This is a genomic window from Arthrobacter oryzae (assembly GCF_037911235.1).
In the GTDB taxonomy this organism is placed as follows: Bacteria; Actinomycetota; Actinomycetes; order Actinomycetales; family Micrococcaceae; genus Arthrobacter; species Arthrobacter oryzae_E.
Genome location: NZ_JBBLYW010000034.1, coordinates 41,132 through 63,260, shown reverse-complemented (window position 1 = coordinate 63,260; position 22,129 = coordinate 41,132). Strand labels below are relative to the sequence as shown.

Sequence of the window (22,129 nt, the reverse complement as noted above, 5' to 3'; positions counted from 1 at the left end):
TTGGTCATGGTATCCACTCCCGTTACCGCAGTCACCCAGGCCGCGCTAAGTGATGTCGAGGTCCTGCGGATACGCAACGACTTCCCCGTCCTGGACCAGGAAGTCAACGGCAGGCCCCTCGTATACCTTGATTCCGGCGCCACGTCACAGAACCCCCGAAGCGTGCTGGAAGCCGAGCAGGAGTTCTACGAGCTGAGGAATGCCGCGGTGCACCGCGGCGCCCACCACCTTGCCGTCCAGGCCACCGACGCGTTCGAGGACGCGCGTGCCACCGTGGCCGCCTTTGTCGGGGCGGGGGAGGACGAACTGGTCTGGACTGCCAATGCCACCGCAGGCCTGAACCTCCTGGCCTACTCTTTCTCCAACGCCAGTACCGGCACCGTCCGGGGCGACGCCGGCCGCTTCGCCCTGGGGCCGGGGGACGAGGTGGTGGTGACGGAGATGGAACACCACGCGAACCTGATCCCGTGGCAGGAGCTCTGCCGGCGCACCGGTGCCACACTGAAGTTCATCCCCATCGACGACGACGGCGCGTTGCGGCTTGAGGAGGCTGCGCGGCTGATCACGGGGCGCACCAAAGTCCTGGCGTTCACCCATGCGTCAAATGTGCTCGGAACCATCAATCCGGTTTCCGAGCTCGTGCAGCTGGCACGCGAAGCTGGCGCGCTCGTGGTGCTGGATGCCTGTCAGTCAGCACCGCACCTGCCCCTCGACGTCAAGGCCTTGGACGTTGATTTTGCCGTCTTCTCCGGCCACAAGATGCTGGCGCCCACGGGGATCGGCGGCGTCTACGGGCGGCGGGAGCTGCTAAACGCAATGCCTCCGTTCCTGACCGGAGGCTCCATGATCACCACAGTGACGATGGAAAAAGCGGAGTACCTTCCGGCGCCACAGCGCTTCGAGGCCGGTACCCAGCCCATTTCCCAGGCGGTGGCGCTCGCCGCCGCAGCCAACTACCTGCGCGAGACCGGCATGGAACGCATCGCCGGCTGGGAAGCTTCCCTGGGCCAGCGGCTGGTCACCGGGCTCGGCGCCATTGACGGAATCCGCGTCCTGGGGCCGCGGGCGGGCGAGGAACGGCTCGGACTGGCAGCCTTCGACGTCGCCGGCGTGCACGCGCACGACGTCGGCCAGTACCTGGACAGCCTGGGTATCGCCGTCCGCGTGGGTCACCACTGCGCGCAGCCGCTCCACCGGCGGCTGGGCCTGACTGCCACCACCCGCGCAAGTACGTATCTCTACAACACCACCGAAGAAGTGGACCTCCTGCTTGAGGCTGTCGCCCAGGTCCGCCCTTACTTTGGCGTAGCGGGCACGGGGGCATCAAAGTGAGCGCCTTGGATGCGATGTACCAGCAACTGATCCTGGAGCATGCAAAGACCCGCAGCGGATCCGACCTGACGGATGAGGAAGCCGCGGCCATGCCTGACCAGGCGGGAGTGGGCCAGTGCCACCAGCTCAATCCCGTGTGCGGCGACGAAATCACGCTGCGCCTGGAGCTGGAGGAGGCGGGAGACCAGCCAACGGTGAAAGGCATCCATTGGAACGGTGAGGGCTGCGCTATCTCAATGGCCTCGGCCTCAATATTGAGTGAACTGTCCGACGGTGCATCGCCGGATGAGCTGGGGGAAATGATCGATCATTTCAGGGAGCTCATGCGTTCACGGGGCCGGCTGGAGCCGGACGAAGAGATTTTGGGTGATGCGGCGGCCTTGGCCGGAGTCGCAAAATACCCGGCCAGGGTAAAATGCGCCATGCTGGCGTGGGTGGCTGCAGAGGATGCGCTGCGGCAGGCCGTAGCCACCAGCCGCTAGGTCTTGCCGGCCTCCGGAGCCTCGTCGTCCGCGAGCGTGGAATGGTGCTGGACGTAGTCCTCGATGGCGTGCTCGGGAACCCTGTACGACCGGCCGAACCGGACAGCCGGCAGGTCGTGCGCCTTGACGAGCCGGTACACGGTCATCCGGGAAAGCCGCATGACTTCGGCGACTTCGGAAACTGTGAGGAAACGGGTGTTGGAAAATCCTTCAGCGGCCACTGTTCTCAGCTCTCCTGGGATGTAGTTCAATCCTGGGGACGTACTTCGATCCTTAGATAAACGTCGCTGAGCCGATCGCCGATCCTATGGCTACCTTATGGCATGGTGAGCTTGATGTGAAGAGCGCACCGCAATGGGGAAAAAGACAAGTAGTGGTTACTCTAGTCGCGTTCAGGGGAGGCACGTAGCGTCGTAATATGGTTGAGAGCCAGTACGACAGCGAATTGCGGCAAACGCAGCTCAGGATTCAGCACAGGATTCACAGGGCGGAAATTGTCTGCGTCATAGCGCTTGTGATACTCACAGCGCTCACTATCATGGCCGGGTTCTCCGGTTTTGTCCGCTGATTTCGCTCGCGCCGGGTGCGGGTGGCAATATCTGCCGGTATGGAAAAACAAAACTCCGGCAGGTGATGACCCGCCGGAGTTTCGGTTATGGTGTGGAAATTCGGAAGATTAGTGGGGAAATACAACAATTACCCACGCGATAAGCCCCAATAGGGTCAGTGCGAAATACAGCGACCAGTTTCTGCGGTCGACTCTACGGTGGCTGCCATGCCAAACCCGTTCCATATCGTTCGCGTCCATAGCAGAAATTTACGGCTTATCACGTTCCGGTAACAGCGTGTTGTCCACCTCACTTAGGACCCCTCATACTCCATTTGCAGCTGCGAGTACTCGAGTGGCCGGCGGGGGCCGCCGGTTAGCCGACCAGCGCGGCTATGCCGATGGCCGCGGTGGCGGCCCCAAGCACCAGCGAGACTGACACCAGGACCACGTGGACCGTGAGGAACCGGGTGGCCTTGCCGGCCGTGTCACGTGCCCGCGGATCCTTCAACACCCGCTTAAGGAACTGGGGCCAGACCACCAGGGACCAGACGCCGGCCACGATCAGCACCCAGGCCAGGGCAACAGGAAGCTGCACGGGTCAGTGGCTTTCCAGCCAGGCCTGCGCCTGCTGGGACTGGATGTTCAGGGCCTTGCCCACCATGGGCTCGGCAGCATCGGCAATCTTGCCGCCCAGGAACGGAACCGAGGACGTCACGTTGCCCTCGAGCTCAACACGGGTACTGCCGCCGTCGGCGACCAGCCGCTGCACCGCGCTGACGTCCAGCGGGGCACCGGCAATCTTCAGGCTGATGCTGCTCTGCCGTGACCCGTCAGCCGCAGGGGCTTCCCACGTCTCAAGCTGGGTTACGGTGAGGCGTTCGCCCACGAACTTGCGGGCAATCTCCGGCAGGCGGGTGGTGGGCAGGGTGCGCACCGAGGTGGTGCTGAAAGCGCCGGCAACATCGCCGTCGACCTTGAACGATTCAAGGGTTCCGCCCACCAGTTCACTGGTGTGGCGCTGGAATTCTTCGTTGGCGAACACAGCGGTTACGCGATCGACGCTGTGCGGCAGGGTGGTGGAAGCACTCAGTGCCATTGTTCCTCCATGGGGTTGGGGGGTGTGGGGCATCGGTTTTTTGCCTCCCACATCCTACGTGGTGGACGCGGCGGACTCCGATTCGGCCTCTGCCAGTTTCTGGGCAGCTGCTGAGATGTTGTGTGACATGGCAGGAAAAATGACGCTGTGGAACGGCAGCACGGCGAGCCAGTACAGTTTGCCGCTGAGACCCTTCGGGAAGAAGATGGCCCGCTGCCGGTAGAGGCTGCCGGTGCCTTCCGGCTCCACGGACAGCTCCAGCCACGCGCGGCCCGGTGCGCGCATTTCCGCCCGAAGCCGCAGCAGACGGCCCCGCTCGATCCGCTCGGCGCGCCACCAGTCCACCACTTCGCCCTCGGCAAGCAGGTGCGGGTGCCGGCGGCCGCGGAGCAGTCCGGCCCCCCCGGTCAACTTGTCCAGCCATCCGCGGACCCGCCATGCCAGCGGCAGGGAGTACCAGCCGTTGCGGCCCCCGATCCCCTCGATGATGGTCCAGACATACTTCGGGTCCACCGGGCTGGAGTAGCTTCGCTCGTCGACGTACACCCTGTGTCCGGCCCAGTCCGGGTCGCTCGGGAGCGGGTCGGCGTCCGCGCCCGCGTTGGCCCATGTTGTTTCCACCTGAGCGTCGCGTTCCTTTCCCAGCGCGAGGGCCACGGCGCGCCGGTAGGGTGTCAGGCCGCCCTCAGGCTGCGGTATGAAGTCGTCAATGTCGTGCTCGCGCGCCACTGCGTCGTGCTGGAGCGATTCAACGAGCGGCAGCGACATGGACAGGGGGATGGGCGTGGTCAGGGCGACCCACATGCCCGCGAGCTTTGGCGCGGGAATGGGCAGGGCGAGCACCACACGGTAGGGCAGGCCGGCCTCGGCGGCGTATTCCTTCATCATTCCCGCGTAGGTAAGGACCTGCCTGCATCCGATGTCGAAGGTGCGGTTGATGTGCCCTTCCAGGGACGCCGCGGCGACGAGGTAGTACAGCACGTCCCTGACCGCGATCGCCTCGATCCGGTTCCGCACCCAGCTCGGGGCCGGCATGAGGGGGAGCGTCTCTGAAAGGTGCCGGATCATCTCGAACGATGCCGAGCCGGATCCGATCACGACGCCCGCCTGGAACACCACCGCGTCCACCGGACTCGCGAGGAAGACCTTGCCGACGGCCTCCCGGGAGCGCATGTGCGTTGAGAGCTCGGCACCCTCCGGATGCAGGCCGCCGAGGTAGACAATTCTCTCCACGCCGGCGTCGGCGGCCGCCCTGGCGGCGGTCTCCGCCATGGCTTTCTCTTTGGCCTCGAAGCCGGCACCGGCGGCCATCGAGTGGACTAGGTAGTAGAGCACGTCGACGCCGTCCAGCGCCGCCCGGAGCATGTCGCCGTCGTCGAGGCTGCCCTGGATGACCTCCACCTGATCCAGCCACGGCACGCCGGCAATCTTGGCCGGAGTCCGGACCACGACCTTCACCGTGTGCCCCGCCTCGAGGAGCCGGGGGACCAGCCGACCGCCTATATAACCGGTGGCACCGGTAACAAGCACGGTTTTCGGGATGCCGTTCATGTGGATCTCCTTGGAACGTCGCGGAATGCGTCGATGCACAGCCAGCTTAGCAATCCGAGTTTTGACGGCGCCCGCCGGGACGGCGGGGGCGGGGAGGGCGACACGTGGGGCGCCCACGTGATTACTACTAACCACCTCTTCACCACGTGTTGCGAGAACTCCGAGAACCTGCCTTGGGGCCGGTTTTTGTGTCGGGTGTTTTTTGCGTGTACTACCCGACCAGCCGTAACTCCAGTCACTTTAACTACTTAGCTCAATTTGTGACTACTCGGGCTCAGGGTTGTCATCTACTCGCCTTAAAATTTCCCGCTACCTGTCTTTTGGGCGATGCAATATTAGGGTAGTCGTCCGGCTTGATGGGCCATTTTCACCATGCCACCCTAGGTTTGAAAGCCGGGTCTCCAGCATCGCACCGCAGCCTGGTCCCGCCAAGAAAGCACCAGAGCAGTTGCTGGGGAAATGGAGAGCATCATGGGGACAGCTCCTGACTTATCTACGCCAAGCTCTGTTGGCCTTTTTGGCATCTTCGAACCCCGGCAAAACATGGTCCCGCTGGTTGCAGCCGAACAGATCGCGATCGCGGCGGACCGTGGCACCAGCGACAGTGGCAGCGGCATCGAAGTCCCGCCGGCTGCGCAGGCGTTCGAGTACTTGCAGGGCCCCCTGATCACCCCTCGGCGGTGCAACCAGGCTCCGTCGGCCACCCGAAAAGAACGGAAGAACTCATGACCAGAGCCAGATCCAGCTTGGCGCGGGGGCGCGCCAAGCTCGCGACGATCGGGGCGGTGGGGGCCATGGCCGCCGCACTGCTGTCCCCGACGGCCGCGTCCGCCGCCGTGGAGAACCCCGCGGCGACGCCTCTTGTGTCCTTCACCTTCGACGACGGCATGGCCAGCGCCATCACGGAGGCCGCGCCGACGCTGCAGAAGCACGGTCTCACCGGCACCAACTACGTCATCACCAACTGCGTCGGTATGACGACGGTGCCGAACACCTGCCGCGCCGACTCAGAGGTGCCCTACATGACGTGGGCTCAGATCCTGCAGCTGAAGAACACCTACGGCTGGGAGATCGGCTCGCACACCGTCACCCATCAGTGCCTCGTGAGCGTCGGCAACGACTGCCAGGCGAACAAGCTGACCACCGCGCAAGTGGACGCCGAGCTGGCCAACAGCAAGGCCGCACTGGCGGCGCAGGGCATCGACGCGACCGCTTTCGCCGCGCCGTACGGCGACTACGACATGTCGGCGGTGGCCCAGGTGGCGAAGTACTACAGCTCGATGCGCGGCTTCGCTGATGTGGGCAACAACATCTGGCCGCTCGGCGACTACCTGCTGCACAACGTTCCGGTTCAGGAGGTCACCACTCCAGTTGCGACCCTGAAGGCGAAGGTCGACGACGCGATCTTGAACAAGAAGTGGGTGGTGTTCACCTTCCATGACATCAGGCCGAACCCGAGTACCAACCCGGACGACTACCAGTACGGCACGGCCGAGCTCGACGAGCTCGCCGCGTACGTGAAGACCAAAGTGGCAGCCGGCCAGATCAAGAACGTCAACATCAGCAAGGGCCTGGTAACCGGCAGCCCCAACCTGATGCCGAACCCCACGTTCAATAACGGACTCGGGGACGGCTGGCGCACCGACGCCCCGGCGGCGATCACCGCGGACTCCGGCAACAACGGCAGCTACCCCGACTCCACCAACTCGGTGAAGCTGGTCTCGGGTGCCACGGCGGGTCACCTCTTCTCGCCGACGGTTCCGGTGACGCCGGCGAAGAACTACCTGTTCAAGGCGTTCCTCAACGTGGCTGCGGTCACAGCCGGTGAGGTCGGGTTCTACGTCGACGAGTACAACTCGGCCGGACAGTGGATTTCCGGCCAGTTCCGCAAGGTGGAGAACTCTCGGTGGGTCGAGGCGATGAACTTCACCTACACCCCGAGCACCACCAATGTGGCCTCGGCGAGCCTGCAGGTGAGCGTGACCGGCACTGGTGTCACGGCCTACCTGGACAACGTGCAGCTGCTGGAACTCGTCGGTGGGACCGTGCCGGTCTACGTTCCGCCGTCGGTATCACCGTTTGCGGATGTGGCGACCAGCCACACGTTCTACCGCGAAATCGCGTGGATGTCCTTCATGAAAATCTCGCAGGGCTGGTCTGAAGGCAATAACACCTTCACCTACCGTCCGGCGGCTCAGGTGAACCGTGACCAGATGGCGGCCTTCCTCTTCCGGATGAGCGGCACCACGAATTACACGCCTCCTGCGGTCTCGCCCTTCACGGACGTTCCCACCAACCACGCGTTCTACCGGGAAATTGCGTGGATGGCTGAGCGGCAGATCTCCAACGGCTGGCCTGGCCCCAACAACACGAAGGCGTTCCGTCCCGCGGAGCAGATCAACCGTGACCAGATGGCGGCCTTCCTCTACCGGATGAGCGGCACCACCACCTACACGGCCCCCGCGGTCTCGCCGTTCACCGATGTTTCCACCGGCCATACGTTCTACAAGGAAATTGCGTGGATGGCTGATATGAACATCTCCAACGGCTGGCCTGGCCCCAACAACACGGCAAGCTACCGCCCTGCGGAGCAGATCAACCGTGACCAGATGGCTGCCTTCCTCTACCGGATGGGCAACCCGACGGCCTAGCAGCAGCAACAAAAGAACAAGCAAAGGGCGGGCCCCGGGATCTCCGGGGCCCGCCCTTCATCTTGGATACATGTAGGCACTACCCGCACAGTCGTAACTCCAGTCACTTTGACTACTTGATTCATTCTGGGTGTACTCAGCCTCGGGGGGTGTCATCCACCCGCCCAACAATCTCCGGCTACCTGTCTTTCAAGCCAGGCAACATTCGGGTAGCCAGCCGGCTTGATGGGCCATTTTCACCGTGTCAGTCTGGGTTTGAACGCCGGATCATCCAACAGCGCACCGCGCCTGGTGTCCTGTCGAGAAAAGCACCAAAAGCAGTGCACGGGAAAATGGAGAACATCGTGGGGACACCTCCTGAATCAGCACAATCAATATCCGTTCGCCTTTTCGGAACATTCGACCTCCGGCGAAACAAGGTCCCCCAGGCCGCAGTCGACTTGGGCGGCTGTAAACCCCGGCACATTCTGGAAATCCTGCTGCTTGATCTCGGAAGCCCCGTATCCAAAAGCCGGATCATCGAAACACTGTGGGGGCCCAGTGCCGGCAGCGGAACGGTTGCGACGCTGGAGAGCTATGTCTGCGGCATCCGGCGTGCCATCCAGCCGGGCAACCCCCGAAACGGCCCGCTGCGGACCGCCAACGGCGGCTACGTCCTGGATCCTGCGATGGTTGATGTGGACCTTCTCACCTTCCGCCGGCTGGTGCACGACGCTGCACACACCACTCCCCGGAAGGCCTACACACTGCTGACTCAGGCCCTGGAGCTGTCCGACGCGCCGCTGCTTGGCTCCGAGCTCGCGTCAGACTGGGCCGATGACGCCCGCACCAGGCTCAGGGTCGAACGGGTGGCAGCACAGGTCCGGGCCGCAGAAACTGCCGCCTTGCTCAACAGGCCCGCGGAATCCGTCCGCTGGGCAGAATCAGCCGTGACCTCCGACCCCCTCAACGAACGCGCCTGGACCGTGCTGGTGACAGCCTACGAACTGTCCGGGCTTCCGGCCGAGGGGTTGTCTGCCTACGCCCGGTGCCGAAGGATCTTCGACCGGGACCTGGGCTGCGCACCCGGACCGGCGCTGCAGGCCGCGCACCTGCGGCTCCTGCGCCAGCGCGCCGAGGCAGACGTGGAGTTGTCGGAAGCCCTGGCGGCCCTGCTCTACCTCGGGGAGTCGCTGAAAGGTAACGGGCAGGCCGGTCAGCCTTCCGCAGACGCGAGGCTGACCCGTGAGAACGCGGGACGCATCCTCGACTCCTTCCTCCAGCGCGCGCAGGCCGCCGTCTGACGGAATGCACCTCCACGCGCACGGCGCTCCGCCATCGCGGTAGGCTGGGAAGACCCGGGATTCTCGCGAATTTCGGGTTTTCGTGTTGCCTGCCTTCCCGTGATCATTTCAGGAGCTTCTGCCATGAGCCTCACCGGCCCGTCACTTACAGGCCTTCGCCGCGCACTCGCGGGAGACACAACGTTTGCCCGGGTGCAGGCTGAAGCGTCCCGGGGCTTCGAAACCCGCAGCGAGGACTACCAGGTCAGCGCGCCGGCAGGCCTGCGCGCAGCCCTGCTGGCGGAGATGTCCGACGGCCTTGCGGCACTGCACGCCGCCTCCAGCGGGGCGCAGGGAGGGAACCCCGACGACGGCGGGGCACCCCTGGTGGTGGCCGTCACCGCCACGGGCCGCGAAGCGGAGGACTTGACTGCGGCCCTGCGGGCCTTCCTGCCCGCTGATTCGGTGGCTGAATTCCCCAGCTGGGAGACCCTTCCCCACGAACGGCTGTCCCCGCGCTCGGACACCGTGGGACGCCGCCTGTCCGTGCTTCGCCGGCTGGCACACCCTGAAACAGCCTCGGGGGGACCGCTCCGCGTGGTGGTGGCACCGGTCCGCGCCGTGTTGCAGCCGATCGTGGCCGGTTTGGGCGACCTGGCGCCGGTAACCCTGAAGGTCGGCCAGGAGGCTCCCTTTAGCCGCGTCGTAAAGAGCCTCGCCGACGCCGCCTATGCCCGGGTGGACATGGTGTCCCGCCGCGGCGAATTCGCCGTCCGCGGCGGCATGCTGGACGTCTTCCCGCCCACCGAGGACCATCCCATCCGCGTGGAGTTCTTCGGTGACGAGGTGGACCAGATGCGCTGGTTCGCCGTCGCAGACCAGCGTTCCCTCTCCTCGCCGGGACTGCACCACCCCACCGAACTGCACGCGCCGCCGTGCCGTGAAATCCTGATCACCCCGTCCGTGATGTCCCGGGCCGCCACGCTCAAGGCCCAGCTGCCCGCCGCTGCCGACATGCTCGAAAAGATCGCCGGCGGCATCGCGGTGGAGGGCATGGAGTCCCTCGCACCCGTCCTGGTGGATGCCATGGTGCCCTTCGTGGAACAACTGCCCGCCGGGTCCATCTCCGTGGTGATCGAGCCCGAAAAGGTCCGCACCCGCGCCCATGACCTCGCCGCCACGAACGAGGAATTCCTCGAAGCGGCGTGGTCGACGGCATCAGACGGGGGCACTGCGCCGCTCGACCTCAGCTCGGCAGCGTCGGCTGCCCTGCATTCCGCAAGCTTCCGCTCCCTGACGGACACCCGCAGCTCCGCCCTGGGCCACGAAGTATCGTGGTGGTCCATCACGTCGCTGGCCACCGACGAAGAACTGACGCCGGACATCAACGTGCTCAACCTGCACGCACGGGAACCCCGCGGCTACCAGGGCGACGTCGCGGAAATGATGGAGTTCATCGGTTCGCACGTCCGGGACCAGTGGCGCCTTGTGGTTGTCACGGAGGGCCCGGGCCCGGCGCAGCGCCTCGCGGAACTCTTCCACGACAACGACATTCCCTGCGCCCGCGTTGACTCCCTGACTGACGAGCCCCAGGCGGGCATCATCGAGGTGACCACCGCCGCCGTCGGACGTGGTTTTGTCCTGGACGGGCTGAAACTTGGCCTGCTGACGGAAGCGGACCTGCTGGGCCGCACGTCCGCCGGGTCCACGAAGGATATGCGGCGCATGCCGTCCAAACGGCGGAACGCCGTGGACCCGCTGCAGCTGGTGGCCGGGGACTCCGTGGTGCACGAACAGCACGGCATCGGCCGTTTCGTGGAACTGATCCAGCGAAAGATCGCAGTTGGGGGCTCAAAAGACTCAGCCGGCGTGCGCGAATACCTCGTCCTGGAATACGCCCCGTCCAAGCGCGGGGCCCCGGGCGACCGGCTTTTTGTGCCCACCGACCAGCTGGACCAGGTCACCCGCTACGTCGGCGGGGACACCCCGGCGCTGAGCAAGATGGGCGGAGCGGACTGGGCCAGCACCAAGTCCAAGGCCCGCAAGGCCGTCAAGGAGATCGCCGGCGAGCTGATCCGTCTGTACTCGGCCCGGATGGCCTCCCGCGGCCACGCCTTCGGCCCGGACACCCCGTGGCAGCGCGAGCTGGAAGAGGCGTTCCCCTACGTGGAGACCCCGGACCAGCTGACCACCATCAATGAGGTCAAGGCCGACATGGAGCGCGAGATCCCGATGGACCGGCTGATCTCCGGTGACGTGGGCTACGGCAAGACCGAGATCGCCGTCCGGGCCGCGTTCAAGGCCGTCCAGGATGGCAAGCAGGTGGCCGTGCTGGTCCCCACGACGCTGCTGGCCCAGCAGCACTACGAGACGTTCACTGAACGATTCTCCGGCTTCCCGCTGGTCGTCAAGCCGCTGTCCCGCTTCCAGAGCGGCAAGGAAGCCAAGGAAACTGCCGACGGCGTCAAAGCAGGTTCCGTGGACGTCGTGATCGGCACCCACCGGCTGCTGTCCAAGGATTTCGGCTTCAAGGACCTTGGCCTCGTGATCGTGGACGAGGAGCAGCGTTTCGGCGTTGAACACAAGGAAGCGCTGAAGAAGATGCGCACCAACGTGGACGTCCTGGCCATGAGCGCAACACCGATTCCGCGCACCCTGGAAATGTCCCTGACCGGTATCCGCGAGACCTCCACCCTGGCCACCCCGCCGGAAGAGCGCCACCCGGTGCTGACCTATGTGGGTCCGTACACGGACAAGCAGACCTCCGCCGCGGTCCGACGCGAACTCATGCGCGAGGGCCAGGTGTTTTTCGTCCATAACCGGGTGTCAACGATTGAACGGACCGCCGCCAAGATCCGCGAACTGGTTCCCGAAGCCCGCGTGGAGGTGGCCCACGGCCAGATGTCCGAAAGCCGCCTCGAACAGATCATCGTGGATTTCTGGGAAAAGCGCTTCGACGTGCTGGTGTGCACCACCATCATCGAAACCGGCCTGGACATTTCCAACGCCAACACCCTGATCGTGGACGGGGCTGACAAGTACGGGCTCTCGCAGCTACACCAGCTGCGCGGGCGCGTGGGCCGCGGCCGCGAACGCGCCTACGCGTATTTCCTGTACCCGTCCGAGAAACCGCTGGGCGAGGTGGCATTGGAACGGCTCAAGGCCGTGGCCACGCACAACGAGCTTGGCGCCGGCATGCAGCTGGCCATGAAGGACCTCGAAATCCGTGGCGCCGGCAACCTCCTGGGCGGCGAGCAGTCCGGCCACATCCAGGGCGTGGGCTTCGACCTCTACATCCGCCTGGTGGGCGAGGCCGTGGCCGACTTCCGCGGCGAGGCCGAGGAGAAGGCCGCCGAAATGAAGATCGAGCTGCCCGTCAACGCCCACCTGCCGCACGACTATGTGCCGGGCGAACGGCTGCGCCTCGAGGCCTACCGCAAACTGGCATCCGCGCTCACAAACGAAGCCATCGACGAGGTCCAGGCCGAACTCGTGGACCGTTACGGCGAACCGCCGCTGCCTGCGCAGAACCTGATCGCCGTCGCCCGCTTCAGGGTGGGAGCCCGCGAAGCCGGGCTGTCCGACGTCGCACTGCAGGGAAACTTCATCAAATTCTCGCCGGCGCAGCTGCCCGAATCGAAGACCATGCGGCTCACGCGGATGTACCCCGGCTCGCAGTCGAAGCCCGCCCTGGACGCGGTGCTGATACCCAAGCCCAAGACCGCCAGGATCGGCGGCCGGGACCTGCAGGACGCCGAAATCCTGGAATGGGCCAACGGCGTCATCCGCAACATCTTCTCCGACGCCGCTGTATCTGTCTCACCCACGGGCGGTTAGCGCGTGATGGGAGGACACCACGCCGCGTCGGGAGCCGCGGCGTGGGTAGCTATCGCCTCAACGGGGCCGTACACCCTGGGCTGGTACCCGCTGGACGCCACCGGCATCCTGATCGGCGGCATGGCGACGGCGGGAACCGCGCTGGTGTGCGACTGGGACCACCGCCACAGCACCGTTGCCAACTCCCTGCCGCCGCTGTCCAACGTCATTGCAGTCGGGATTGAAAATGCCAGCGGCGGGCACCGGCAGGGCACGCACTCGGTGCTGGGGGCGGCCTTCTTCGTGCTGCTGGCCACCATTGCCGGGCAGATCCAGCTGGAGACGGACTGGGGGCTGCTGTCGGTGGGCGCAGGCCTGCTGTGCATGTTCATGATCAACATCGCAGCCAAGGCGCTCAAGCTGTTCCCGAAGGCCGGCTTCATCAGCAACTGGCTGTTCGCGCTGACCATGGCAGGACTGGTGACCTGGTTCGCGCCGGACCAGTGGACGTGGCTGCCCGTCTCAATGCTGACGGGCGTGGTGGTGCATATTGTGGGAGACATGATCACCACCGGGGGAGTGCCCCTGCTGTGGCCGATCGTGATCAAGCCGCCCCGGTTCCTGCGGAAACTGCCGGTGCTCAACGACATCTGGCGGGCCAACGGAGCGTTTTCCGTGCCGTTGCTGGGTCGGGCCGGTTCCAAGCGGGAGTGGCTCGTGCTGATCCCCGTGAGCGCGTATGCCATGGTGGGGATGTGCGTGGCCGTCTGGGGGCTGGCCAAGACGCATTTCCCGGCTGCCCTTGCGCTCGGAAGCACCCTGGTCAACAGCCTGTTCGGGGCCGGCTAGCCCCCTGAAACTGGTTAGCGGCTTAAACGCCTGACGCCCCCGGATCATCCGGGGGCGTCAGCTGGTTTAAGTTGGAAAAGCTTAGTGCTCGCCGGCCGAGTCCGAACGGCCCAGAAGCGTCTGCGGGATCCAGAACGCGGCGGCGAAGAGGCCCAGGCACACGGCCATCGGCCACGGGTTGCCCAGCGTGAGGAACGACAGGGAGTAGATGGAGCCGAGGAACAGGACCATCATGACTGCAAAAATAGCGATGCTGCCTACGAGGCTGTTCTCGTTCTGAGGGGTCTTGGGGCTATCAACGGTCTTGGACATTCATTCCTCCTCGGCCCCGCAGGGCTCAAAACGCCCCGAAGGGCTCAAAAACTGTGGCGCTTCCGGAACTGGTCAGTACGCGGACGAACCCTGTTCGCCCTTGACGATCGCAATCCCGGAGCTGGCGCCAATACGTGTTGCACCTGCAGCAATCATAGCCTGCGCATCGGCCAGCGAACGCACGCCGCCGGAGGCCTTGACACCGACCTTCGGGCCCACCGTGCGGCGCATCAGGGCCACGTCTTCAGCAGTTGCACCGCCGCCGTTGAAGCCCGTGGACGTCTTGACGAAGTCCGCTCCGGCCTCGACGGCGGCCTCGCAGGCGAGGACTTTCTGCGAATCGCTGAGCAGTGCGGTCTCGATGATCACCTTCAGGATGGCGTCGCTGGCGTGTACAGCTTCGGCCACGGCCCGGATGTCATCAACCAGAGCGCCCTTGTCGTCGGCGCGGGCGGCCGCGATGTTGATGACCATGTCCACCTCGTCGGCGCCGTCCAGCACGGCGCCGCGGGCCTCGAAGGCCTTGACGTCAGTGGGCGTGGCACCCAGGGGAAACCCGACCACGGAGCAGGTCAGCACGCCCGAACCCTTGAGGGCGGTGGTCACGGTCTTGACCCAGACCGGGTTCACGCACACGGATTTGAAACGGTACTCGACGGCTTCGGAACAGACCTTGAGGATCTCCGCTTCACTGGCCTCCGGCTTCAGCAGCGTGTGGTCGATGAAGGAGGCGATTTCTCCGGGTGCCGTGACCCCGGCGGCGGCGTCAGAAATGCCGGTGGCTTCGTTGCTCATGGTGGTCCTTCCTGGTGGCCCCGCCGGGCCTCGTGGGCAGCAGGCGCCGTGTTCTTCGTGGCTTCTCAGGTGACCATCTTGCCACAACGATGCTAGGCGGCAACCGGGACAGCTTCCTGCAGCGTTGCCTGCATGAGCTGGGCTGCGCAGGCCCCCGCCGCGGAGCCCGACGCCACCAGCAGGCCCAGACGGACGCCGTCGAACGAAGCGGCGTCGCCGATGGCCCAGATGCCGGGAACTGACGTCCGGAAGTCCTGGCCGATCACGATCCCGCCGTTTGCCGCCGTCTCAAGGCCGGCGCTGGCCGCCAGCCCGTCCCGGGCCACGCGCTCCTCGGCGAGGACCACCAGGTCGCCGTTCATGCTGCTGCCGTCGTCGAAGACAATCCCGGCGGCGGGGAGCGGGGAACCGGCCAGCGTCGGGACTACTGCGGCCGGCCGGAGCGTGGTGCGGATGGGCCGCACGCCGCGGGCACGCAGTACCGCTTCGGCCTGGCCCGCTTCCGGGCCGGTTCCCACAAGGATCCCCAACGGCCGCCGGCCGAGGACACGGGTGACTTCCTTGACGGCGTCGCCGATCCGGGCGGCGTCGTCGATGGTGGAGTAGCTGAGGCAGCGGCCGGCGCCGTCCACCGGAGACAGTGCCGGAGCCGAGCCGGTGGCAATCACCAGCTGGTCGTAGCTGAATTCCATGCCGTCCGCGGTGGTCACCATCCGGTTGGCCGCGTCGATGAAGCTTGCCGGCTGACCGAAGCGGATCGACACCTGGGGGAGCGCAGCCAGTTCCAGGAGTTCGGACGGAGCGTCGTCGCGGTTGCTGAGGACGGTGATGCTGCCTGCGAAGCGGGACCGGTCCAGCTGGCCCACCAGGGCCCGGGCAGCCGGTCCGGCGCCCGCGATGACCACGCGCTGAACCGGGGACGACGCCTGGAACGTGGTGGAGGAGGTGATGGACGCTGCCGGAGCGGACATGTGAAGGCCCTTTCGCTGGTGAGACCCTTGTTTGGCCTGGGTTGGTGATGGAAACCAGCGTAGGCGTCCGGTTTTTCGCGGGTGTTTCCCGGGTGTTGCCGGAATGTCCCTGCCCGTTCGCTGATGTTTACCAAGCGGCAACAAACGTGTTCTTCGGCTGTGGCGTGCCTCACAGTTGCCACTCAGCCGTACCGTCGAAACGCCTCCCGGAGGCCTCCCGCCGTGATTCCGGCGACAGCGGCAGCCTTCGCCCGGAGTCCGTGGACACCCGCCGGTTCCACCGAAGCGATGAGGGCGGCGGCGTCGGCCAGACCCATCGTGACCGGCACATCCAGCAGCGAACCCACCGTGAGGCGCGCCCGCCTGGTGTCGTCCCAGGCGTCCGGTCCGGGGTCGTTGTGGAACACCCGCGCCAGGGACAAGCGGTGCCAGGCGCCGCCAGCATGAACCGAAGCCCGGTAGGTCACCGTTTCACCCTGGACGTCAACGCGCCCGCCGGCCAGGAACGCCCTCGGGCCGAAAGGCGCGTAGTCGAGGAAGCCGGTGAGCCCGGCGGCCGCGCCTGCACCTTCCAGCGGGACGGACACTGTGACGGTGAGACGGGCCTCCTGGCCTCCGCTGTTACCGTGCAACCGTTCAGTGAAGCGGATCCCTGCGGGCGGTTCAACCATCGCCGTGCACGAAGCGTCCTTGGGCAGGCCTTCGGCGGTCATGTCCTTGAGGTAGCGCCGGCCGTCCCGGTACCCCATGCCGATCAGGGTGTCGGCGTCGATGCGGTTCAGGTAGAACTCCGGATCCAGCGGCAGGGGGTTCTCCGGCCTGACAACGTGGAGGATGAAGTCCCGACCGGCCGCCTTCGCGGCGTCGAAGTCGGCCAGCAGGGCGCCCATCGCACTCATCTCGATCATGTGGACGTACTGTTCCAGCGGACCGTCGCCCCAGTACCCGGTGTTGCCGATGCACCAGACCAGCCACACCTCGTCGGCTCCGCGGCGGAGGGCCTCGGCCACATTGGCGTCACGGACCCAGACCGCGTCAGTCCAGATCTTCCCCTCACGCCGCAGCGGGGTGAGGAAGATGGGCAGCGACATTCCGGCCGCCATCAGTGCCGCATCCACGTCGCGGGCGTCGATGGCGTGGCAGAGCTTCCCGGTGAACTCCACCACGTTGAAGGTGCCCTCGACGGCGCCCGGCAGGGCGGCACGGCGCCGGATCTCGCCGTCGTCGATCCCGAGGGCCGGAAAGACCTTGCCGAGCAGGCCGTCGGCGTCCCCGATGGCGGGCAGTGACCACGGCCCCTTGACGTAGTCGCCCAGCGGCAGTGCCGAGCCGAAGTCCGTGACGTTGACGCCGGACCAGTTCCGGCACATGTCCTCGGGCGGGACCCCGGACAGCAGCATTCCCGCGGTCAGGATGCCGCCGGACGTCCCGTCCACGTGGTCGAAGTGCAGCCCCTCTTCGGCCAGGGCCCGCACCACGCCTGCCTGCCACGCCACGCGCATGCCGCCGCCCGCCAGGACCAGCGAACGCTTCACGGCCCGGTCCCCGGCCCGGTCCCCCCGCCGGCGTTCCCCGGGGACTCCTCGCGCACATAGACCAGGCGGCGCAGGTAGATGAGGCAGAGTGCCGCCGTCGCAAGGTCAAACACTGCCACCGCCAGCGCCACCGGCGCGAAGACCCCGTTGAGGACCCCGACCGCGACGGCGGCGCAGGCTCCCGCTTTCTGCACACCGGACCACAGCAGCACTTCGGCCGCCGGCTGCGGGCGCAGAAGCGTGTGGAGGAGGAGTCCGCCCACCACCACCATGAACATTCCCACGGTGCCGAACAGCTGGCGCGCCGCCGTCGTCGGCTCCGCGCCCAGCAGCTCAAGGACGACGCCGCCGAACGGTATCTGCACCGCGCCGGAAAGGACGGTGACGACGGCGATTGCCGCCAGCACGGCGCGCAGCGGATCGGCCGCGATCCAGGCGCCGAGGCCGGGAACGGCCGCCGCGGACGGGCGGACCATCCCGCTCATGCGAACGCCTCCCACAGCCGGCCCCGGTCCACCAGCAGCCAGACGATGGCCAGCCAGGTAAGCGTGGAGACGTAGAAGCGGATGTCGTTGAGCAGCATCCACCGCCGCAGCAGCGACCGCAGTTCGGCATCGTCGGCGAAATCTCCGCCCCGGATCCTGATGTTCACGGGAATGATCATGGCCTGGCCCACCACCGTAAGGACGATGATTCCGAGGAGGCAGAGCACTGCGGGAATGAGCCGGAAGGTGCCCCATTCCGTCCACACCAGGACGATGCCGGAGATGAACATGGGCGGCACCACCACGGTAAAGAACTTGGTGGCCTGGCGGGTGGGGATGCCGAAATGCATGTCCACGTTGCCGCGGTCCAGGGATTCCCAGGTGGGGTAGAGGAAGAACTTCAGGACCCACATGGTGCCCACGTACATGGTGGCGCCGAACAGGAAATACAGTGCGTTCAGCAGCAGGAGCCAGTTCACGGGGTTTCTCCGGTGCCGGTGCCGGTGCGGGCTCGGGCCGTGGTGCTCCGGTCCGGCGCGGGCAGCCATTCCTGGCCCTGGCCCAGGCCCGCCACGGACTCGAGCGGGTCGCCGCCGGGGATCCGTGCGGCGTCCTCGGCGGTCGGTGCTGTCAGGAACCAGGCCTCGAAGTGGTCGTCCAGGACCCCGTGGGCTTCGGGAAGGTAGGCAGTGAACACCGGTTTGTCCGCCGGCTGGAGCCCCTTGAGGGCGGCAACGCCGGGCGCGTCGCCCAGCACCAGCCGGGCCTTGGCCTCGTTTCCCAGGGCGATGTCCCCGGTGGCCTCGAAGTAGATATCGGACTTCATTAGCATCCCGCGGAACGCGCAGTAGTTGGAGGCGGCCAGCTTGAGCGGAATCCCCGCCGGCCCGGGGCGCTCAATCTCGATGAAGCAGCCCAGCCTGCCCCGGTCGTCGTACTGTGCGGAGACGGTGGAGTCCGTGACCACAAAGTCCAGGCTGGCCTGGTGCTTGGGCATGCCCCAGATGCCCTTGCCGCCCTTGACCGAGACTTCCGTGCTGACCGGCAGGTCCACCACGTACTGGCCCAGTCCGAACGTCTTCTGGAAGAGCAGCGGCAGGAGCGGAGGCGCGGGCCGGGAACCGTGGGTGACGGCGATTGCCAGCGAGTATTCAATGTATTTGCCGATGTCCGTCGACTTGTAGTTCACCACCGTGACCACCAGCAGCCCCTTCCCGCCCAGGCTGAACGGCCGAAGCTCCGTGCCGGGCAGGATGGCGGCCGCGGCCCGCTTGTTGATGGGAAACGCCGCCATCAGCACAGGGGAGTCGTCGGAATTGACGGGCATGGAGTATTTGATGCCGTCCACCGTGGCATGATGACCCCGCAGGCGCTCCTGGCGGTGCGGCACTGGCGAGGGCACCAGCCGCAGCAGGGAAGCGGCCAGCCCGATGAGTTTGTTCATCTGTTCAGCTCCTTGAGGATGATGGGATAGGTGTCCGCCCAGGCGCGGGCCCCAAAGAAGACGTCCAGGTGCCCGTACCCGGGCAGCAGATGCAGGGAATCCTTTCCGGGGCGGTGGCCTTGGAAGAAGGCAAAGGTCCGCTCCTGGCTTTCGGGAAGAAAGCAGCGGTTGTTGCGCCCGGCCAGGAAGGAGAACCGGGCGTCGGTTTGCGGGGCTTCGGCCAGGAAGTCCGCCGGCAGTTCCGGGTGGTTCCCCGCGGCCACCATGCGCCGGGCCAGCACGCTGCGGCCCATCTCGGACAGGAACGTAAACGGGACTTCGGCAAACTCCCCGCTGATCCAGTTGTGGGTGGCCTCGTCCAGGTTCTCATGCGACCAGAGCGCGGGCCGGCCGCTGCCGTAGGTGAAGCTGACCAGCCGGCACACCAGGTTGTCGCATTCGTGGTGGGTGGCCTTGACCATGGACCTGAGGATGCGGGAGAAGTACCCGTTGGATTTGTAGCCCCACGCCGGGGACAGGTAAGGCGTGAAAGGCTTCAGCAGTTCGGCCAGGTAGGTGATCTTGACGATTGACCACAACGGGATCACCGGATGCAGCGACACGGCATTGGAGACCACCGTGTCCACGCGGGGAAGGAGCCCTGCCACGGCCGCCATGGCGAAGGACACCGACCCCTGGCAGTGGATGACCGCCTTCAACGTGTCGGCTCCGGTCGCCCCCAGGACGTAGTCGACGGCGGCAGGGTGGTCGTACACGGCCGCGTCACCCAGGGTCCACGAAAGGGGCTCAAAGTCGATGGAGGCCCGCCAGTTCAGGAGCCACACGTCCCAGCCGTCCTCCAGCAGGGCGTCCACCAGGGTGCGCGGCAGCGGCGGACGGAAGAGCTCGGCCCGGACCCCGGCCCCGTGGACCAGCAGCACCGGCCCCTTCTCCGGTGTTCCGGCGTCGGGGGTCCCGGCGGTGGTGACGTGCAGCAGGGTCAGCGGCGTTCCGTCCCCGGCGGGAAACGGGATCACCTCCGTGACGTGGTCCGCCCGGGTGATGGTGCGGGGGCTGCTCATGGCAGAAATCCCTCCCTGGCGACGGTGACGGGCGGTTCGAAGAGCCGGAGCGGCGGCAGCCCGTCGGCCGGTACCGGGCGGAGGCCGCCGTCGCCGGTTTCCCCAAGACTCCAGTCCCGGCAGATGCGGTCCACTGCCACCGGATACACCGTCAGGGTGCCGTCCGGGGCGATCCGGATGCGCAGGAAGCCCTTGTGGTCCTCCACGGCCTGGCCGGACATGGCCCACGAGGCCACTTCGCCGCTTGCGGTCCTCAGGATGAAGAACGCGAACGCTTCGCTTCCGGCCGCATACCCTGCGGCGAAGATGAAGGCGAGCACCAGTGCAAGGGTCAGGAATGGCGGCCACGCCGCCGGCCACGGGAGGAGCAGGACGACGGCGATCCCCGCCCCGAGCGCTGAGAGCTGCCAGAGGGCCCCGCGGGCAACGGTGAACCCGGCGCCGTTTTCCCGAGGCTCCCGGGCAAGACCGAGCGCGGTACCCAGGGTGACCAGCAGCAACAGCAGGAGCAGGGGGACCGCGAAGATCGTCAGCGCGAGCAACCCGGTATTGCCTGCCTTCAGGCTGAGCAGGCTGTCCACGAAGGAGAGGCCGCGGAACGCGCTGAAGACGGTCCAAAGCGTCAGGGCGGCCACCATGTGCGCCACGCCGAGGGCAGAGCCGAAGCCCGGGTTCCGCAGCGGCAGCCAGAACGGTGTCAACGGATTGGCCAGGCGTCCGCGGAGCTGCCGGGACTCGGCCACGCCCGGGAACGTTCCCGGAGCCAGGGCGAAGCGGCGGCCCTGGCGGGGACTGCTTCCCGGGAGCGTCACCCCGGCAGGCAGCCACCGGGCGTCTGCCAGGAACGCGCCGCCCAGGCCGCAGGTGATGAGCTGGGTCCGGCGCGGGTCTGCTCCGGAGGCGGGAGGGGGACTACCTTCAGCCTGTTCGCCGGGCGCTGTTTCCTCGTAGCGCGAATAATGGTGCAGGTCCCCGGTGAGCCACAGCCGGACGGAGGCGCCCGTATCCTCGAACATCCCCGCGCGGCGGTTGAAGCGCCGCCGCAGGTAATCCTGCTCGAAGAAATGCACCTGCCGGAACGCGTTCTCGTCTTCCGTTTCCCGCACCCAATAGGGGGCTGCCACGCACAGGATGACGGCGTCGCCCGGCAGCAGCCGGGTGGTCACTGTGTTGTAGAAGTAATCCAGCTGCGGTTCGTCGATGTACTGCCCCAGCTGGCTGTCCAGTCCCACGAGCCACCACCCTGGCGAGTCGTCCCCTCCCGTGAGCCGGAGGGCGAAGTAGCTCCGTGTCTGGATGGTCCGCCAGCCGCCGATGTTCCGCTGCCGCGTGAACAGCCGGATGAAGGATGTCAGGCCGTCGTACCAGTCGTGATTGCCGGGGAGGGCCAGCAGCACGGCGGCCCCGCGGGGGGAGCGGCCGCCGGGAAGCGCAGTCCGGTACGGACCCACCATGCGGTCCTCGTACGCGGCGGGAGCGGCCACCGGATACACCTCATCGCCGCCCAGCACCAGCACTTGGCCGCGGTGGAGCTCATGCCCGTCCACACGCAGCGACTCTTCGGCCAGTAATGACGCCACCGTGTACGTGGCATCAAACCCGTCGCCCAGGTCGGCCGTGAAATCCAGCCACAGGTCTCCGGCCCCGGAAATCCTTTCAGCCCCCGCGGCATCAGGCCCCGCACCGGGCAGGCCAAGGTCCCGGACCACCGGCTGCGCTGGCTGGCCGGGGACGGGCAGCCGTTCCAGATCGAGTTCGTAGCCGGGAAAGCCGCCCTCCAGCTCACGTTTGTCACCGAAGTCGGCGAAGACGGACGCGAGGACAACCCGCACGGCGGTCCTGCCCAGCTGGGCGGGGGCGAGCCAGCGCACAGCGTCCCGCGGAGTGAAGCCGAGGGTGCTGCTGTGCCGCGCCAGCTCAGCCCGCTTCATCCCCGT

General features: G+C 66.4%; 20 protein-coding genes. 7 read left to right on the top strand and 13 right to left on the bottom strand.

Features of this window, described 5'->3' with window-relative positions; genetic code table 11:
• Together WMN78_RS10235 and sufU are read left to right on the top strand one after the other, a co-directional pair.
• On the top strand, positions 1-1,332 hold the full coding sequence (locus WMN78_RS10235) for a SufS family cysteine desulfurase (RefSeq protein ID WP_425341143.1): 1,332 nt from the start codon (positions 1-3) through the stop codon (positions 1,330-1,332).
• Positions 1,333-1,346: 14 nt separating this feature from the next.
• The gene (gene sufU / locus WMN78_RS10230; RefSeq protein ID WP_340533680.1) at positions 1,347-1,814 is read left to right on the top strand and encodes a Fe-S cluster assembly sulfur transfer protein SufU; all 468 of its coding nucleotides are present in this window, start codon (positions 1,347-1,349) and stop codon (positions 1,812-1,814) included.
• Here the strand turns inward: sufU and WMN78_RS10225 are convergent.
• From WMN78_RS10225 to WMN78_RS10210, 4 genes are all read right to left on the bottom strand, one after another.
• Positions 1,811-2,035: a helix-turn-helix domain-containing protein gene (locus tag WMN78_RS10225; protein WP_340533640.1), complete on the bottom strand. Its 225-nt coding sequence runs from the start codon at positions 2,033-2,035 to the stop codon at positions 1,811-1,813. The genes sufU and WMN78_RS10225 overlap by 4 nt on opposite strands.
• A 702-nt stretch (positions 2,036-2,737) precedes the next feature.
• The gene (locus WMN78_RS10220) at positions 2,738-2,959 is read right to left on the bottom strand and encodes an SCO4848 family membrane protein (RefSeq protein ID WP_340533639.1); all 222 of its coding nucleotides are present in this window, start codon (positions 2,957-2,959) and stop codon (positions 2,738-2,740) included.
• Positions 2,960-2,962: 3 nt separating this feature from the next.
• Positions 2,963-3,460: a DUF2505 domain-containing protein gene (locus WMN78_RS10215; RefSeq protein ID WP_340533638.1), complete on the bottom strand. Its 498-nt coding sequence runs from the start codon at positions 3,458-3,460 to the stop codon at positions 2,963-2,965.
• 54 nt (positions 3,461-3,514) lie between these two features.
• Positions 3,515-5,011 carry an SDR family oxidoreductase gene (locus tag WMN78_RS10210; RefSeq protein WP_340533637.1) on the bottom strand — a complete coding sequence of 499 codons (1,497 nt, stop codon included), beginning with the start codon at positions 5,009-5,011 and terminating at the stop codon, positions 3,515-3,517.
• A 471-nt stretch (positions 5,012-5,482) separates the two neighbouring features.
• On the opposite strand from WMN78_RS10210, the gene WMN78_RS10205 reads away from it, so the two are divergent.
• From WMN78_RS10205 to WMN78_RS10185, 5 genes are all read left to right on the top strand, one after another.
• Positions 5,483-5,740, top strand: coding sequence for a hypothetical protein (locus WMN78_RS10205; RefSeq protein ID WP_340533636.1), 258 nt, complete (start codon positions 5,483-5,485; stop codon positions 5,738-5,740).
• Complete coding sequence (locus WMN78_RS10200) at positions 5,737-7,662, top strand: S-layer homology domain-containing protein (protein ID WP_340533635.1); 1,926 nt, start codon at positions 5,737-5,739, stop codon at positions 7,660-7,662. The genes WMN78_RS10205 and WMN78_RS10200 overlap by 4 nt, the downstream gene beginning before the upstream one ends.
• Before the next feature lie 344 nt (positions 7,663-8,006).
• Complete coding sequence (locus tag WMN78_RS10195; protein ID WP_340533634.1) at positions 8,007-8,945, top strand: AfsR/SARP family transcriptional regulator; 939 nt, start codon at positions 8,007-8,009, stop codon at positions 8,943-8,945.
• 123 nt (positions 8,946-9,068) lie between these two features.
• Positions 9,069-12,761: a transcription-repair coupling factor gene (mfd, locus tag WMN78_RS10190; protein ID WP_340533633.1), complete on the top strand. Its 3,693-nt coding sequence runs from the start codon at positions 9,069-9,071 to the stop codon at positions 12,759-12,761.
• Between the two features lie 6 nt (positions 12,762-12,767).
• Complete coding sequence (locus WMN78_RS10185) at positions 12,768-13,589, top strand: metal-dependent hydrolase (protein WP_340533632.1); 822 nt, start codon at positions 12,768-12,770, stop codon at positions 13,587-13,589.
• An 81-nt stretch (positions 13,590-13,670) separates the two neighbouring features.
• Here the strand turns inward: WMN78_RS10185 and WMN78_RS10180 are convergent, their stop codons facing one another.
• The 9 genes from WMN78_RS10180 to WMN78_RS10140 form a co-directional block, all read right to left on the bottom strand.
• The gene (locus tag WMN78_RS10180) at positions 13,671-13,901 is read right to left on the bottom strand and encodes a hypothetical protein (RefSeq protein ID WP_340533631.1); all 231 of its coding nucleotides are present in this window, start codon (positions 13,899-13,901) and stop codon (positions 13,671-13,673) included.
• A gap of 72 nt (positions 13,902-13,973) precedes the next feature.
• Positions 13,974-14,696, bottom strand: a complete 723-nt coding sequence (deoC, locus tag WMN78_RS10175; RefSeq protein ID WP_340533630.1) for a deoxyribose-phosphate aldolase — start codon at positions 14,694-14,696, stop codon at positions 13,974-13,976.
• Between the two features lie 92 nt (positions 14,697-14,788).
• Positions 14,789-15,667: an FAD-dependent oxidoreductase gene (locus WMN78_RS10170; protein WP_340533629.1), complete on the bottom strand. Its 879-nt coding sequence runs from the start codon at positions 15,665-15,667 to the stop codon at positions 14,789-14,791.
• Positions 15,668-15,849: 182 nt separating this feature from the next.
• On the bottom strand, positions 15,850-17,202 hold the full coding sequence (locus WMN78_RS10165) for a patatin-like phospholipase family protein (protein WP_340533628.1): 1,353 nt from the start codon (positions 17,200-17,202) through the stop codon (positions 15,850-15,852).
• Positions 17,199-17,687, bottom strand: coding sequence for a hypothetical protein (locus tag WMN78_RS10160; RefSeq protein ID WP_340533627.1), 489 nt, complete (start codon positions 17,685-17,687; stop codon positions 17,199-17,201). Before WMN78_RS10160 ends, WMN78_RS10165 begins: the two co-directional genes overlap by 4 nt.
• Entirely contained in the window at positions 17,684-18,166 is a 483-nt protein-coding gene (locus WMN78_RS10155; protein WP_340533626.1) for a hypothetical protein, read from the bottom strand. The genes WMN78_RS10160 and WMN78_RS10155 overlap by 4 nt, the downstream gene beginning before the upstream one ends.
• Complete coding sequence (locus tag WMN78_RS10150) at positions 18,163-19,131, bottom strand: acetoacetate decarboxylase family protein (RefSeq protein ID WP_340533625.1); 969 nt, start codon at positions 19,129-19,131, stop codon at positions 18,163-18,165. The genes WMN78_RS10155 and WMN78_RS10150 overlap by 4 nt, the downstream gene beginning before the upstream one ends.
• Positions 19,128-20,192, bottom strand: coding sequence for an esterase/lipase family protein (locus tag WMN78_RS10145; protein ID WP_340533624.1), 1,065 nt, complete (start codon positions 20,190-20,192; stop codon positions 19,128-19,130). Before WMN78_RS10145 ends, WMN78_RS10150 begins: the two co-directional genes overlap by 4 nt.
• Positions 20,189-22,123: a hypothetical protein gene (locus tag WMN78_RS10140; protein ID WP_340533623.1), complete on the bottom strand. Its 1,935-nt coding sequence runs from the start codon at positions 22,121-22,123 to the stop codon at positions 20,189-20,191. Before WMN78_RS10140 ends, WMN78_RS10145 begins: the two co-directional genes overlap by 4 nt.
• Between the last annotated feature and the right edge of the window lie 6 nt (positions 22,124-22,129).

What these genes read in the sequence shown, in the direction of transcription:
- WMN78_RS10145 (WP_340533624.1), bottom strand. Translation starts at nt 20,192, where the DNA reads ATGAGCAGCCCCCGCACCATCACCCGGGCGGACCACGTCACGGAGGTG.
- WMN78_RS10160 (WP_340533627.1), bottom strand. Translation starts at nt 17,687, where the DNA reads ATGAGCGGGATGGTCCGCCCGTCCGCGGCGGCCGTTCCCGGCCTCGGC.
- WMN78_RS10200 (WP_340533635.1), top strand. Translation starts at nt 5,737, where the DNA reads ATGACCAGAGCCAGATCCAGCTTGGCGCGGGGGCGCGCCAAGCTCGCG.
- WMN78_RS10150 (WP_340533625.1), bottom strand. Translation starts at nt 19,131, where the DNA reads ATGAACAAACTCATCGGGCTGGCCGCTTCCCTGCTGCGGCTGGTGCCC.
- WMN78_RS10140 (WP_340533623.1), bottom strand. Translation starts at nt 22,123, where the DNA reads ATGAAGCGGGCTGAGCTGGCGCGGCACAGCAGCACCCTCGGCTTCACT.
- WMN78_RS10215 (WP_340533638.1), bottom strand. Translation starts at nt 3,460, where the DNA reads ATGGCACTGAGTGCTTCCACCACCCTGCCGCACAGCGTCGATCGCGTA.
- WMN78_RS10180 (WP_340533631.1), bottom strand. Translation starts at nt 13,901, where the DNA reads ATGTCCAAGACCGTTGATAGCCCCAAGACCCCTCAGAACGAGAACAGC.
- sufU (WP_340533680.1), top strand. Translation starts at nt 1,347, where the DNA reads ATGTACCAGCAACTGATCCTGGAGCATGCAAAGACCCGCAGCGGATCC.
- WMN78_RS10210 (WP_340533637.1), bottom strand. Translation starts at nt 5,011, where the DNA reads ATGAACGGCATCCCGAAAACCGTGCTTGTTACCGGTGCCACCGGTTAT.
- WMN78_RS10205 (WP_340533636.1), top strand. Translation starts at nt 5,483, where the DNA reads ATGGGGACAGCTCCTGACTTATCTACGCCAAGCTCTGTTGGCCTTTTT.
- WMN78_RS10185 (WP_340533632.1), top strand. Translation starts at nt 12,768, where the DNA reads ATGGGAGGACACCACGCCGCGTCGGGAGCCGCGGCGTGGGTAGCTATC.
- deoC (WP_340533630.1), bottom strand. Translation starts at nt 14,696, where the DNA reads ATGAGCAACGAAGCCACCGGCATTTCTGACGCCGCCGCCGGGGTCACG.
- mfd (WP_340533633.1), top strand. Translation starts at nt 9,069, where the DNA reads ATGAGCCTCACCGGCCCGTCACTTACAGGCCTTCGCCGCGCACTCGCG.
- WMN78_RS10170 (WP_340533629.1), bottom strand. Translation starts at nt 15,667, where the DNA reads ATGTCCGCTCCGGCAGCGTCCATCACCTCCTCCACCACGTTCCAGGCG.